Source organism: Salinisphaera sp. SWV1 (genome assembly GCF_052044155.1).
Lineage (GTDB): Bacteria > Pseudomonadota > Gammaproteobacteria > Nevskiales > Salinisphaeraceae > Salinisphaera.
Genome location: NZ_JBQDYE010000025.1, coordinates 20,611 through 34,075 on the forward strand (window position 1 = coordinate 20,611; position 13,465 = coordinate 34,075).

At 65.3% G+C, this 13,465-nt stretch carries 14 protein-coding genes; 10 read left to right on the forward strand and 4 right to left on the reverse strand.

The window, feature by feature from the left end:
* Window positions 1-69 precede the first annotated feature (69 nt).
* Both lolB and ACS8YF_RS12745 read right to left on the reverse strand, forming a co-directional pair.
* The gene (gene lolB / locus ACS8YF_RS12740; protein ID WP_440850578.1) at window positions 70-702 is read right to left on the reverse strand and encodes a lipoprotein insertase outer membrane protein LolB; all 633 of its coding nucleotides are present in this window, start codon (window positions 700-702) and stop codon (window positions 70-72) included.
* Entirely contained in the window at window positions 699-2,408 is a 1,710-nt protein-coding gene (locus ACS8YF_RS12745; protein ID WP_440850579.1) for a tetratricopeptide repeat protein, read from the reverse strand. The genes lolB and ACS8YF_RS12745 overlap by 4 nt, the downstream gene beginning before the upstream one ends.
* Window positions 2,409-2,486: 78 nt before the next feature.
* On the opposite strand from ACS8YF_RS12745, the gene hemA reads away from it, so the two are divergent.
* From hemA to ACS8YF_RS12775, 6 genes are all read left to right on the forward strand, one after another.
* Window positions 2,487-3,791: a glutamyl-tRNA reductase gene (gene hemA / locus ACS8YF_RS12750; RefSeq protein WP_440850580.1), complete on the forward strand. Its 1,305-nt coding sequence runs from the start codon at window positions 2,487-2,489 to the stop codon at window positions 3,789-3,791.
* Window positions 3,792-3,801: 10 nt separating this feature from the next.
* Window positions 3,802-4,887: a peptide chain release factor 1 gene (prfA, locus tag ACS8YF_RS12755; protein ID WP_440850581.1), complete on the forward strand. Its 1,086-nt coding sequence runs from the start codon at window positions 3,802-3,804 to the stop codon at window positions 4,885-4,887.
* Window positions 4,888-4,903: 16 nt separating this feature from the next.
* A complete protein-coding gene (gene prmC, locus ACS8YF_RS12760; RefSeq protein ID WP_440850582.1) occupies window positions 4,904-5,749 on the forward strand; it encodes a peptide chain release factor N(5)-glutamine methyltransferase in 846 nt (281 codons plus the stop codon).
* On the forward strand, window positions 5,746-6,600 hold the full coding sequence (locus tag ACS8YF_RS12765) for an Npun_F0296 family exosortase-dependent surface protein (protein ID WP_440850583.1): 855 nt from the start codon (window positions 5,746-5,748) through the stop codon (window positions 6,598-6,600). The genes prmC and ACS8YF_RS12765 overlap by 4 nt, the downstream gene beginning before the upstream one ends.
* A gap of 237 nt (window positions 6,601-6,837) precedes the next feature.
* Window positions 6,838-7,041 (forward strand): hypothetical protein, encoded by a 204-nt coding sequence (locus ACS8YF_RS12770; RefSeq protein ID WP_440850584.1) that lies wholly within the window; start codon window positions 6,838-6,840, stop codon window positions 7,039-7,041.
* Between the two features lie 146 nt (window positions 7,042-7,187).
* Entirely contained in the window at window positions 7,188-7,892 is a 705-nt protein-coding gene (locus tag ACS8YF_RS12775) for an Npun_F0296 family exosortase-dependent surface protein (protein ID WP_440850585.1), read from the forward strand.
* Between the two features lie 83 nt (window positions 7,893-7,975).
* Here ACS8YF_RS12775 and ACS8YF_RS12780 read toward each other — a convergent pair whose 3' ends face one another.
* Both ACS8YF_RS12780 and ACS8YF_RS12785 read right to left on the reverse strand, forming a co-directional pair.
* Complete coding sequence (locus ACS8YF_RS12780) at window positions 7,976-8,986, reverse strand: isocitrate dehydrogenase (protein WP_440850586.1); 1,011 nt, start codon at window positions 8,984-8,986, stop codon at window positions 7,976-7,978.
* 168 nt (window positions 8,987-9,154) lie between these two features.
* Window positions 9,155-9,295, reverse strand: a complete 141-nt coding sequence (locus ACS8YF_RS12785) for a hypothetical protein (protein ID WP_440850587.1) — start codon at window positions 9,293-9,295, stop codon at window positions 9,155-9,157.
* Between ACS8YF_RS12785 and ACS8YF_RS12790 the strand changes: the two genes are divergently transcribed.
* The 4 genes from ACS8YF_RS12790 (at window position 9,294) to ACS8YF_RS12805 (ending at window position 13,129) form a co-directional block, all read left to right on the forward strand.
* On the forward strand, window positions 9,294-9,791 hold the full coding sequence (locus ACS8YF_RS12790) for a L,D-transpeptidase family protein (RefSeq protein ID WP_440850588.1): 498 nt from the start codon (window positions 9,294-9,296) through the stop codon (window positions 9,789-9,791). The two genes, ACS8YF_RS12785 and ACS8YF_RS12790, sit on opposite strands and share 2 nt — an antisense overlap.
* Complete coding sequence (locus ACS8YF_RS12795; RefSeq protein WP_440850589.1) at window positions 9,788-10,825, forward strand: cation transporter; 1,038 nt, start codon at window positions 9,788-9,790, stop codon at window positions 10,823-10,825. Before ACS8YF_RS12790 ends, ACS8YF_RS12795 begins: the two co-directional genes overlap by 4 nt.
* Window positions 10,826-11,314 (forward strand): Mov34/MPN/PAD-1 family protein, encoded by a 489-nt coding sequence (locus ACS8YF_RS12800; protein WP_440850590.1) that lies wholly within the window; start codon window positions 10,826-10,828, stop codon window positions 11,312-11,314.
* A 108-nt stretch (window positions 11,315-11,422) separates the two neighbouring features.
* On the forward strand, window positions 11,423-13,129 hold the full coding sequence (locus ACS8YF_RS12805) for a proline--tRNA ligase (RefSeq protein WP_440850591.1): 1,707 nt from the start codon (window positions 11,423-11,425) through the stop codon (window positions 13,127-13,129).
* Window positions 13,130-13,465: the final 336 nt, after the last annotated feature.

The following is a 13,465-nucleotide window of genomic DNA, read 5'->3' on the forward strand; positions in this document are numbered from 1 at the left end:
GAAAAGACGGGCTCGCAGCCGGGCGCGCAGCCATGGAGGCGGTGGTATCGGAGGCCATCGGCGCGGACGTCAACCGGCGTTGCCGCTCGAAGCGTTCAGGTCGAACCAGCGATCGACAATCAGACGAATGCGCGTGTCGCCATTATCGAGCACCACGCGTTTGGGCAGCGGCGCGGGCGCGCCGGCCGGCGTGGTGTAGTGGAGATACGATACGGTCCAGCCATCCTGGGTCAAGGAACGCAGCCGGCCCTGGGCGTCGACCGAGATTCGCTGGTAGCCGCCGGGGGCCGGCAAGCCCTTGGCCCAATAGCTCAGCGGCTTGAGCGGAAACGACCAGCCCAGTGCCTTCTTCACCAGAGCGTCCGGGTCGCTGGTCTCGAAATGCTTGCCGTCGTCGGTGTCGATGACCACATGATTGAGCGTGCCCTTGGCCCGCATGCCGCCGGCGCCCAACGGGCCGGCCAGGCGCACATTGAACTTCGGCGCGCGTTCGCGCCAGCTCAGGTTGCCGGTCCAGCCCAGCAACTGCCCGGTGGCAACCCGCCCCTGCAGCGACCAGTCAGAGAACTGGTCGAGCGTTTTCTGGCGCGCCTGCCATGCCTTGGCATTGGCCACGCCGGCCTCACTCGGCGCCGGCTTGTGAATGATCGCGCAACCGCCCAGCAGCGCGATTCCCATCATCGCGAATACGAGTTTCTTCATGAAGTCAGCCGTTTGATCGTCTGCTTGAGCACCTTGTCATGCGGGTGCTTAGCCTGCGCTTTATGCCATATCCGGCGCGCGGCGTCGTGGTCGCCCTGCTGCCAACGCACTTCGCCGAGATGGGCGGCGATCTCCGGATCGGTACTGCCCTGGTAGGCTTTTTCCAGATGCTTGCGCGCCGAAGCCAGATGCCCGCGCTTGTATTCCACCCAGCCCAGGCTATCCAGCACGGCCGGATCATCGGGATCGGCTTGCAACGACTTGCGGATATAGCGTTCGGCCCGGGCGTAATCGGTGCTGTGGTTGGTCAGCATGTAGCCCAGCGCGTTGAGTGCCTCGGGGTTGTCGGCGTCTTGCGACAGGACGTGCTTGAGATCGGCCTCGGCGGCGTCGACCCGGCCGAGTTTGGCGTAGGCCAGCGAGCGGGCGTAGAGCAGATCGGTATCGTCGGGCGCATTCTTGAGCGCGGCATCGTAGACCGCCAGCGCTTTTTTCGGCTGCCCGGCATCGACCAGCAGACCGCCTTCCACCGCGTGCAGCTTCGCACTCCGGTCCGGATACGCATCGGCCAGTTGATGCAACTGGTCCCGCGCGCCGTCGAGATTGCCCTGCTTGTAGGTGAGCTGCGCGATGCGCACACGAGCGGCGAACCGGTGATCGCCGTCGCTGACCTTCCGGTACCAATCGATCGCCTTGGCGTCGTGCTGGCGCCTCTCGGCGACCACACCCCGATAAAAGGCCGCGTCGTCACTGTGTGCGCCGGATTTGTAAAGCTGCTCGAACTGCGTGGCCGCGGTATCGAGATCGCCCTGCGACAGCGCCACCAGCCCCAGCCCGTAGCGCGCCGCGGTGAAATCGCCGTCGATTGCCACCGCCTGCTTGAATGCCGCCAGCCCTTTACTGTCGTTACCCACCTGGAGGAGCATGCGCCCGAGCGCGACATGGTACTCGGCGCGCTGTCGACCGCTGCCCTTGAGCGCGGCCACGCGCTTGGCCGCGGCCTCGGGCTTGCCCTGCCGGACCTCGATCGCGGCGCGCAACAGGCTGGCCTCGGGCCAGTCGGGCGCGTCCGCCACGGCCTTGTCCGCGGCCGATGCAGCGGTGTCGATATGGTTGTAGTTCAGCGCCAGGCGGCCCAGCGCATACTGCGGGGCTGCCTGTTTGGGATGCGCGGCGGCGAGCCTGGACATGGCATCGAGGGCCATATTGGCCTGGTCCGGCTGGTCACTCAGGATCCGGGCCAGTGCCTGATAACCGTCGCGCGGCGAATCGGCACTCGCGATCAGCTGCGGCGCAAAAGTCCCAACGCCCTGCGGGTCCCTGTTGACGAATGCCAGCCGAACCACCGCCTGCTGCGCCCGGCGGTCCTTCGACGCCGCCCGCGCCCAGACCCTGGCAGCCCGGTAGGCCAGATCCTGGCGATTCGCGGCCAGTGCGATCTGCGTCGCACGCTGGGCCAGCGCCGGGTCCTGCGAATAGGAAAGCGCCTTCACATAGGCCTTGGCCGCGCCCGGGGTATCGCCATTGAGCAAAGACAGCTCACCGACCATCACCTGGTAATCCAGGGCAGCCTCGGGGGCACGGGCCAGTTGATCGATATCGCTGACCGGCGCTGTGCGCGTATCGTCCGCAGCGGCGACGGCCGACGTGTCAAAGGCGCCGAATCCGAGTACGCTCGCCAGCCCGACGACGGCCCACGCCCGCACCCGATCTCGATAGTTTGCGCACCCAGACTTTGCCATATGAATATCCCAGAACTATCGAGCGCACGGTAGAATAGACCCATGTCGCTGTTGACCGTGGGCCTCAATCACCATACCGCGCCGCTGTCGATACGCGAAGCGGTCGCGTTCCCGGCGGATCAGTTTGCCAGCGCGTTGGATGATTTCCTGCACCTGCCGCAGGTTCGCGAAGGTGCGATCCTGTCGACCTGTAATCGTACCGAGTTGTACGCCATCGTCGACGAACAGGCGAACCCGACCGACGATGGCGGCCTGCGCGAATGGCTCTGCCGCCAGCGCGGGCTCGAGCCGGAGGCCCTGTCCGGCTGTTTCTACGTGCATCACGGCCGCGAGGTCGTACGCCACAGTCTGCGCGTTGCCTCCGGCCTGGATTCGTTGATTCTCGGTGAGCCGCAGATCCTCGGACAGATGAAGAACGCCTATCGTTCCGCGCAGGCGGCACGTGGCGCCGGCCCACTGCTCACGCGGCTGTTCGAGCACAGCTTCACCGTGGCCAAGGCCGTGCGCAGCGGGACCGATATCGGCGCCAACCCGGTGTCGGTAGCCTATGCCGGGGTATCGCTGGCACGCCAGATATTCACCGATGTCAGCGCCTCGTCCGCGATGATGATCGGCGCCGGCGAGACGATCGAGCTCACCGCGCGTTACCTGTCCGAGATCGGCGTGTCGCGCATGATCTTCGCCAATCGCAGCCTGGGCCGGGCGCAGGAACTGGCCAGCCGCTACCACGGCTATGCCATCGGGCTGGACGACATCCCCCGACATCTGGCCGAAGCAGACCTGCTGATCTCCTCGACCGGGGCGCCGGGCTATCTCGTGCGCGCCAAGGAGCTCAAAGCCGCGCTCAAGCAGCGCCGGCGCAAGCCGATGTTCGTACTCGACCTGGCCGTACCGCGCGACATCGAGCCGGCCTCGGCCAAGTTCGAGGACATCTATCTCTACTCGGTCGACGACCTGCAGAGCGTGATCGACGACAACAAGCGCTCACGGGCGGCGGCCGCCGAGCAGGCCGACGAGATCATCGAATCCCGCATCGACGAATATCTCGAATGGGTCGACTCGCGCCAGGCAACCGCTACAATCCGCGCCATGCGCGACGCGGCGGAGGGCCGCCGGGCCGAAGTCATGGCCCAGGCCCGGCGGCGACTGGCGCGCGGCGAGGATGCCGAGGCGGTGCTGGAATTCGTCTCGCGCCGGCTGACCAATAAACTGATGCACGAACCGAGCGCGGTGCTGCGCAAGGCGGCCGGCGCCCGCCAGCAGCGTCTGCTCGGCCCGGCGCGTGAACTGTTCGGGCTGACCGACCACGACGCCGACCCCACGAACCGGAACGACGACTCAGCATGAAGGCCTGTCTATGAAGGATTCCCTGCGCGCGAAACTCGAGGAGCTGGTCGAACGCCACGAAGATCTGGCGCATTCGATGTCGGACCCCGACATCATCAACGATCAGAACAAGTTCCGTCGCATGTCGCAGGAGTACGCCCAGCTCGAATCGCTGGCGGCGGACTATCGCGCCTGGCGCGATCTCACCGCCGAAATCGCCGATCTCGAGGAAATGGAAGGGGCCGACGAGGCTGAACTGCGCGCGATGGCCGAGACCGAACTGGCGGACGCCCGTGAGCGGCTGGATGGTCTGGAGGCCGATCTGCGCCGCCACCTGATCCCGAAGGACCCCAACGACAACGCCAACCTCTATCTGGAAATCCGCGCCGGCACCGGCGGCGACGAAGCCGCGCTGTTCGCCGGCGACCTGATGCGCATGTATTCGACCTATGCCGAAAAACAGGGCTGGCAGGTCGAGATCCTGTCGGAATCGCACGGCGAGCACGGCGGCTACAAGGAAGTGATCTCGCGCCTGATCGGCACCGGCGCGTTCTCGCGGCTCAAGTTCGAATCCGGCGCTCATCGCGTGCAGCGCGTGCCGGCCACCGAGTCCCAGGGGCGCATTCACACCTCGGCCTGCACCGTGGCCGTGCTGCCGGAACAGGACGAAATTGCCGACATCAAGATCGACCCCAGCGACCTGCGCGTGGATACCTTCCGTGCCCAGGGTGCGGGCGGGCAGCACATCAACAAGACCGACTCGGCGATCCGCATCACGCATATCCCCACCGGCGTGGTGGTCGAATGCCAGCAGGAACGCTCGCAGCACAAGAACCGGGCGCGCGCCATGAGTCTGCTGCAGACCAAACTGCTCACCGCGGAACAGGACAAGCAGGCCAGCGAACAGGCCGCCACCCGTAAGCGACTCGTGGGCAGCGGCGACCGTTCCGAACGCATCCGCACCTATAATTTTCCGCAGGGACGGGTCACCGACCACCGCATCAACCTCACCCTGTACAAGCTCGAGGATGTGATCGCCGGCGATCTGGACGAAATCATCGACGCCCTGACAAGCGAGTATCAGGCCGATCTGCTGGCTGAAATGGGCGCGGCCTGAGCGCGCCGGCACACAGATGACCGACGCGCCCACGCTGGACCGGTTACGCCGGGCCGTCACCGGACGCCTGCGCGCGATCAGCGACAGCCCCGATCTCGAGGCGCGCCGCCTGATCGAGGCGATCACGGGCCTTACCGGCGCACGGCTGATCATCGAGGGCAACAGACCGGTCGAACCGGGAGTCGCCGCGCGCCTCGACACCGCCGTCGCACGCCGGCTGACCGGCGAACCGCTGGCCTACATCGTCGGCCAGATCGGCTTTCACGAACTCGACCTCCAGGTCACGCCCGACGTGCTGGTGCCGCGCCCGGATACCGAAGCGCTGGTCGAGGCAGTCCTTACCCGCCTGCCCGGGCAGGCCGCATTGCGCGTCGCCGACCTCGGTACCGGCAGCGGCGCGATCGCGCTGGCGCTCGCCCATGCCCGGCCGCGCTGGCAACTGCTGGCCACCGACGCCCACGCCAACGCCCTGACCGTGGCCCGCCGCAATGCCGAACGCCTGGGCGTGCCCAATGTGGCCTTCGCCGAGGGCCACTGGTACGACGCGCTCGCCGGCGCGCGTTTTGACGCGATCGTGTCCAACCCACCCTACATCGACCCGGCCGACCCGCACCTGGACGACCCGGCCCTGCGCCATGAACCCCGTCAGGCGCTGGTGGCGCAGGCTCATGGCCTGGCCGATATCGCGCAAATAGCCGCTGGCGCCGGGACGCATCTGCGCCCCGGCGGCGCCCTGTTCGTCGAGCATGGCCATACGCAGGGCGCCGATGTGCGCCGGCTATTCGCTGCCGCCTCACTCATCGATGTAGAAACCCTGCCGGATCTGGCCGGCCGCGCGCGGGTCACGCTCGGCCATGCGTGATTGTCGGAGACTCTGACACATATATTGCTCGGGGCGGTTCATATGTCGAGTTTCCTTACACATCACATCAAGCCATCGCGCAAAACCATGAATTAAAACACTATTTTTTCTGGCACGGTTCTGGCTTGTATGGCCACGACAATATCCCTCAAAGGATCAGCGTGCATAAGCAGAAAATAACAATCTTCGCATCGGCAATCGCCGCCCTGGCGATCAGTGGTAGCGCGGGCGCCACCGTCATCAGCTATGATTCCAACCCCACGACCACGACTCACGGCGTGCCGCCGACCACCCAGGTCGCCGGCGCCACGGTCATTGACTTCGAGAATCAAAGTTGCGCGCCAGCGACGTGCTCTGGTGACTACGAAATCACCAATCAACCGTCTTCAAGTACACCGGCACACTACGCCAGGCCGGCCACTGATGATAACGGGAGCGGGCGCGATTTATCGTATTTTCTGGCCGTTCCGTCCGCCAACCACAGTGGTTCGGCGACGATCAATCTGGGCAGTGGCAACCACTACTTCGGGCTGCTGTGGGGTTCGATCGATAGCTACAACAAGATAACGTTCCAGTTAGACGCCACGAACAAGACCGAGACCTACAGCGGCAAGTATCTCCTCGCGTCGCATCCGGCAACTGTTAATCAGGGGAAGCCCACGAGGTATGTGAACTTCTTCCAGCTTCCGGCCTTCCACGCCGTGACACTGTCCAGCTCGTACTACGCTTTCGAGAGCGATAACCTGGCCTACTCCGATGTGCCGGAGCCGGGCAATCTGGTGCTGTTCGGCCTCGGGGCGCTCGCCCTGTTGGTCGGTTTCCGTCGACGCTTCTCGGGTCGCGCGTCCTAGCCGACCACCACGACCAAGACATCCCCGCCCGGCTGCACGCCCGGCGGGGACTTTTATTTTCATACGGCCCGGATATCCACCGCTACAGGCGTTCGATAACAGCGTCGGCAAAGCCCTGGCACACTGGCCGGCGAGCGTTTTGACGCGACGTGCCCAACCCAAACCCACCCCGCATCGACCCTGGCCGACCCGCATCTGGACGACCCGGCCCTGCGCCATGAACCCCGCCATGCGCTGGTGGCGCAGGCTCATGGCCTGGCCGATAGCGCGCCAATAACCGCCGGCGCCCGCACGCACCTGTGCCCCGGCAGCGCCCTGTTCGTCGAGCATGGCCATACGGAGGGCGCCGATGTGCGCCGGCTATCCGCCGCCGCACTCCTGGATAGCGAAACCCTGCCCCATCTGGCCGGCCGTGCGCGGGTCACGTGCCGGAAACCCTGACACCTCCACCGCCGGGGGGCGGGATATATGTCGGCTTTCCTTACGCCGCCGATCGCGATCCATTCCCAACCAATTGAATTAATTGACTATTTTTTTTGGCACGGTTCTGGCGTGTTATATCTCGGCAACATCCACCGGAGGCCACCGTGAATAAGCAGAAAAAATTGATCTTCGCATCGGCAATCGCCGCCCTGGCGATCAGCGGTACCGCGGGGGCGAACGTCATCTATGGAACCAGCACAGTCGATGGCGACGGTGTTCCCACCCCCATCAACGACGTAGCCAACGTGCATGTCATCAATTTCAATGACGGTACGTGCGGCTCAGTCACGTGCGGTGTTGGCACGTCCAACAACTACCATATCGTCAATGGGAGCGTTAGTGGCAAATACGCCGCGCCGGCAATCCCCCCGTTCACCGCCGGCACTAGCACAACCAAAGATAAGACCGACTATCTGGCTGTTCCGAAGGATCTGTCCACTACGCCACAGTCGGCGACGATTGCTCTCGGTAGTGTCAACCACTATCTGGGCCTGCTCTGGGGCTCCATCGATAATTACAACACGCTTGACTTCCTGTTTAACGGATCGACCGTCGCCAGTTTCAACGGCATCAACATCAACAGCCAGGCGAACGGTAATCAGGTAGACGAGACGAACAACGCATACGTGAATTTCTTCCAGCTGCCGGCTTTCGATTCGGTGAAGCTGACCAGCACGCAGTACGCGTTCGAAATCGACAATCTGGCCTACTCCGACGTGCCGGAGCCGGGCAATCTGGTGCTGTTCGGCCTTGGGGCGCTGGCCCTGTTGGTCGGCTTCCGTGGCCGCTTCTCGGGTCGCGCGTCCTAGCCGACCGTCTCGTCCGAGACATCCCCGCCCGGCTGTAAGGCCCGGCGGGGATTTTTATTTTCATACGGCCCGGATGGCCGCTGCTACAGGCGTTCGATAATGGCGTCGGCAAAGCCCTGGGTGGAGCCCTCGCCGCCGATATCCGGTGTGGTGCGGTCGTGGTCGGCCATCGCCCCGCGCACCGCCTTGCGGATGCGCTCGGCCTGGTCGCCTCGATCGAGGTGATCGAACATGAGTGCCGCGGCCAGGATCACCGAGGTCGGGTTGGCGATGCCCTGGCCGGCGATATCCGGCGCGCTGCCGTGCACAGCCTCGAACATGGCGCAGTCGTCGCCGATATTCGCACCGGGGGCCAGGCCAAGGCCGCCCACCAGGCCGGCACACAGATCCGAGATGATGTCGCCGAACAGGTTGGTGGTGACGATGACATCGAATTTCTCCGGCGCCATGACGAGCTTCATCGCGCAGGCATCGACGATGACTTCCTCGTATTCGAGATCGTCGTATTCGCCGGCGATCTCGCGGCCGACCTTCAGGAACAGCCCGGAGGTGGATTTCATGATGTTGGCCTTGTGCGCCAGCGTAACCTTGCTGCGCCCACGTGCCCGCGCCATGTCGAAGGCGAAACGCACGATCCGTTCCGACTGCTCGCGCGTGACCACCGACAACGCCTCGGCGCGATTGCCGTCCGCGGACACCGTCTGGCCTTCGCCAGAGTACATGCCGCCCTTGTTCTCGCGCACGATGATGATGTCGAGATCGTGATAGCGGGACTGGGTGCCCGGCAGGCTGAGCGTCGGCCGGACATTGGCATACAGATCGAACTGCTTGCGCATGGCGACGTTGACCGAGCTATAGCCCTCGCCCACCGGCGTGGTGACCGGCCCCTTGAGCACCAGGCCGGTGCGCTCGATGGATTCCACCGCGCTTTTCGGTAGCGGATCGCTTTGCCCGGCGTCCAGGGCCGCCTGGCCGACCTCGACGTATTCGCGCTCGAAGTGGACATCCAGCGCATCGAGCACCTTCAGCGCGGCGTCGACGATATCGGGCCCGATACCATCGCCCTTGATGACCGTAAGCGGAGTGCTCGCCATGATTCGTCCCCTGGATTGGTGGCCTTGGGCGGCGCGTTAGTCGCCCCGGTGGTACATGCTTATGGCATTCTAGGCGCTGTAGCGATTTCATACGAGCCCGCCCTCCACGGCCGGGCACCCGGTATGCGCCGCGAGTACGAATGCGCGATCGGCGACCGCCAACCGTTATCACGGCCGCTGTGACAAACGCTTGACCGCGCGAAATGTACGAACCGGCAGACAGGGCTTGATGGGAATGGTCGCGCGACGTTCGACGGGAGGTTTGTCGAGGATGATGTCGGTGTTTTCACGAGGGGCGGCGGCACTCATGGTCGTCGGTTTGCTGCTCGCGGCCAGTCTGCCCGGCGTGGCCCGTGCGACCATCGCCAGTACCGCCAACAATCCACCGAGCGGCGACGCCGATCTCGTGGTGGTGATGAAATCCGAGCGCGAACTCTATCTCTACCGCCACGGTCTGATCATCGCCCAATACCCGATCGCGCTCGGCCTCGACCCGATCGGTGCCAAACGCAGGCGCGGCGACGACAAGACGCCGATCGGCGCCTACACGCTGGACTGGCGCAACCCGAACAGCGAGTTCCATCGCTCGATTCACATCTCCTACCCCGACCCTTCCGATCGCGCCCATGCCACCGCGCTCGGCGTCGCGCCCGGCAATAACATCATGATCCACGGCCAACCCGACTACGATGACCGCCCGCGCACCGGCGACTGGACGCACGGCTGCATCGCGGTGTCCAACCGCGCGATCAATCAGATCTGGGCCCACGTACCGGTCGGCACCCCGATCCACATTTATCCGTGACGGAACACTCCCGGTCACAGCCGCGCCGGCCCGGCCAGCTGCCGGCCGAAAAAAAAGGGCAGCTCAAGACCGCGCGTTACCAGGAATGGGGCACACTGGTGCTGCGCATGACCGTCGTCGGGGTGCTGTATGCCGCGCTTGGGTCGAGCCAGGCCCTGCATGCCGTCTGGCTCAAGAGTCTGTGGTCGCTGCTGCCGCCGATTGCGTTCCTGGTCGCCGTCAGGGTCGAGTCCTGGCCGCCGACGCGACGTTTTCCCTATGGCTTCTACCGCGCCGGCAGCATTGCTTTTTTAACCTCCGGCCTGGCGCTGACCTGCATGGGCGGCTATCTCGTCGTCGCCGGCGCGCGATCGCTGATCGCGCATCACCAGCCCAGCCTGCACACCATCGATGCCGTCGGCGGGCCGACCCACTGGACCGGCTGGTGGATTATCGCCGCGCTGGCCTACAGCGTGGCCGTGCCCTGGATCATCGGCCAACGCCGTCGCCAACTGGCGATCGAACTGCACGACAAGGGCCTGTATGCCGATGCCTCGATGGGCCGGGTGAACTGGCTGGCCGGCAGCGCTGCCATCATCGGCGTGCTCGGTATCGGGTTCGGGATCTGGTGGCTGGACTTCGCGGCCGCACTCGCGATCGGGCTCGATATCACCCGGCACGGCGTGCGCCATGTCTATACCGCGGTGTGTGACCTGATCGACGAAATCCCGCGGCGGATCGGCAGCCGCGAGCTCGACCCGCTCGGCGCGCGAATCCGCGACGACCTGCGCGCGCGCGACTGGGTTCGCGACGCGCGGGTGCGGCTGCGCGAGGAAGGCCGCCTGCTGACCGGTGTCGCGCTGATCTGCCCGCGCGAGGACACGGCCTCGCTGGCGCGCTTCGAGGCCGCGCGCGAGGCGATCGAGGCGATGGATTGGCGCCTGCTCGATTTTCAGCTCGTGCCGGTCTGCGATGCCACCTTCGAGCGCTATAGCATCGACGCCCGGGGAGATGCCCCGGGGCGATCTGGCCCCGCGCGGGCCCAGCCTGGCTGAATGCGAAACAATCGCCGCGACAAGACCCGGGCCGGGCCCCTGACCCTACCCGAACGGCTCGGTAACACATTGCTCGATGAAGCACGCCGCGCACCGGGCATCGAGCTTTGCGGCCTGATTGCCAGCGGAGGCGGCGCGACCGTGGTTCGCTATCCAATCGCCAATCGCGCCGCGCGCGCCGCCGATCGGTTCGACATGGACCCGGCCGACCAGATCGCCGCGTTCAAGCGCATGCGCGAACGCCGCGAAACCCTGATCGCCATCTATCACTCGCATCCGGTCGGCGAGGCCGAACCGTCGATTCACGACCAGCGCGGCCACAGCTATCCCGACGCCATGGCCGTGATCGTGGCGCCGGCGGCGCGCTCGGGCGACACGATCCGGGCCTGGGATCTGGCGAACGAGATGCCGCTCGAGCGGCCGATCGCGTGGACCGGCGGTCGCTGGCATTCGGCCGCCCGGGGACACAACCCGGCGCCGGGGCCTTGATACGGCGCCATCGTGGGCGCTCGAACACCGGCCGGAATGGCACGACAACCGCCCCCGGCGGGCGGATTTTTGTAGAATCGCAGGCTGGATCAACCGACGGCATTGTTCATGCGCCTTTCCGCTTTCGCCCTGGCCACCACCAAGGAGACGCCGGCCGACGCCGAGATCGTCTCTCATCAGCTGATGCTGCGCGCCGGCATGATCCGGCGGCTCGGCGCCGGCCTCTACAGCTGGTCGCCGCTGGGCATGCGGGTGCTGCGCCGGGTCGAGACCATCATCCGGGCCGAAATGGAAGCCATCGGCGCGCTGGAAATGCTCATGCCCGCGATCCAGCCCGCCGAACTCTGGCGTGAATCCGGCCGCTGGGACGCCATGGGCGGTCTGATGCTGCGCATGACCGACCGCGCCGAGCGCGAATACTGCTTCGGTCCCACGCACGAAGAAGTCATCACCGACTACGTCAAGCGCGATGTGCACAGCTACAAGCAGCTGCCGGTGACCTACTACCAGATTCAGACCAAGTTCCGCGACGAGATCCGCCCGCGCTTCGGCCTGATGCGGGCGCGCGAATTCATCATGAAGGATGCTTATTCCTTCCACATGGACGCCGCCGATCTGGCCCGCGAATACCGCGCCATGCGCGGCGCCTACCACGCGATCCTGGACCGCATGGGGCTGGATTATCGCGTGGTGGCCGCGGACTCCGGCGACATCGGCGGCGCCAAGTCGGAGGAGTTCCACGTGCTGGCATTGTCCGGCGAGGATGAGCTGGCGGTCTCCACCGATGGCGCCTACGCCGCCAATATCGAGGCCGCGGCCACGGTCATGGCCGAGGGCGAGCGCGCAGCGCCCGGCGGCGAACTGAAAAAGATCGAGACACCGGGCGTCACCACGATCGCCGGCCTGGCCGAGCACATGGGCGTGCCGGAATCGGCGACCGCCAAATCGATCGTGGTGATGGGGGAATCGGGCGATCCGGTGCTGCTCATGCTGCGCGGCGATCACCGCCTGAACGAGATCAAGGCCGAAAACGTGCCCGGTATCGCCGCGCCGTTGACCATGGCAGATGAGGCGACCATCCGTGCGCATTTCGGGGCCGGTCCCGGCTCCATCGGGCCGGTGAACACCAACGTCGAGGTCATCGCCGACTTCGCCCTGGCGCATGCCACCGACCTGGTCGTGGGCGCGAACTACGACGGCGCCCACTTCACCCACTTCAACTGGGGCCGCGATCATCCCGAACCGCGCTTCGCCGACCTGCGCAACGTGGTCGCGGGTGATGCCAGCCCGACCGGCACCGGCACGCTCGAGGTCCTGCGCGGCATCGAGGTCGGTCACGTCTTCCAGCTCGGCGACAAGTACAGCCGAGCGCTGGATCTGACCGTGCTGGATGAATCCGGTAACGCGGTCGTGCCGGAAATGGGCTGCTACGGCTTTGGCGTCTCGCGCATCGTCGCGGCGGCGATCGAGCAGTGCCACGACGAGGCCGGCATCTGCTGGCCTCAGGCCATCGCCCCGTTCGATCTGGTGATCATTCCGATCAAGGCCGACAAGTCGGCCGCCGTGCGCGAGGCCTGCGAAACGCTCTACACCGAACTCAAGGCGGCCGGCGTGGACGTGGCCTACGATGATCGCGGCCTGCGCCCTGGCCCCATGTTCGCCGACGCCGAGCTGATCGGCATCCCGCATCGCATCGTGGTATCGGACCGCGGCCTGGAATCCGGCAAGCTGGAATACAAGGGCCGGCGCGACGCCGAATCCGGCGAGATCGAGCACGATGTCGCGGCCATCAAGGCGCGGGTCCAAAGTGTTTAGTCAGGGGTAGCCGGGCGTTTCATCGAAGCCGGCGTCGGCGAACGGCCATGAATGCGAAGCGGCCCGCAAACGAACGCGTAAGCAACGCGAAATGATCCGTCGCCGTGTCTTGTACTCGCATGCATCGACGTTTATTGGCGGACCGCTTTGCTCTTTGAGAGCGGTCGAAGTTTTTGAACGGGCATCGCGTCCGCACGTTATTTGCATTGCCACGATGGGGAGAAAAGGCCTCGGATACTTGATCGCCGGACAGACCACAGGGCGTCTGTCCGGCGCGATATGCCCGCCTTCGTTGTTTTGATTTGCGTCGTTCTGCGTTCATTTGCGGACTGATTT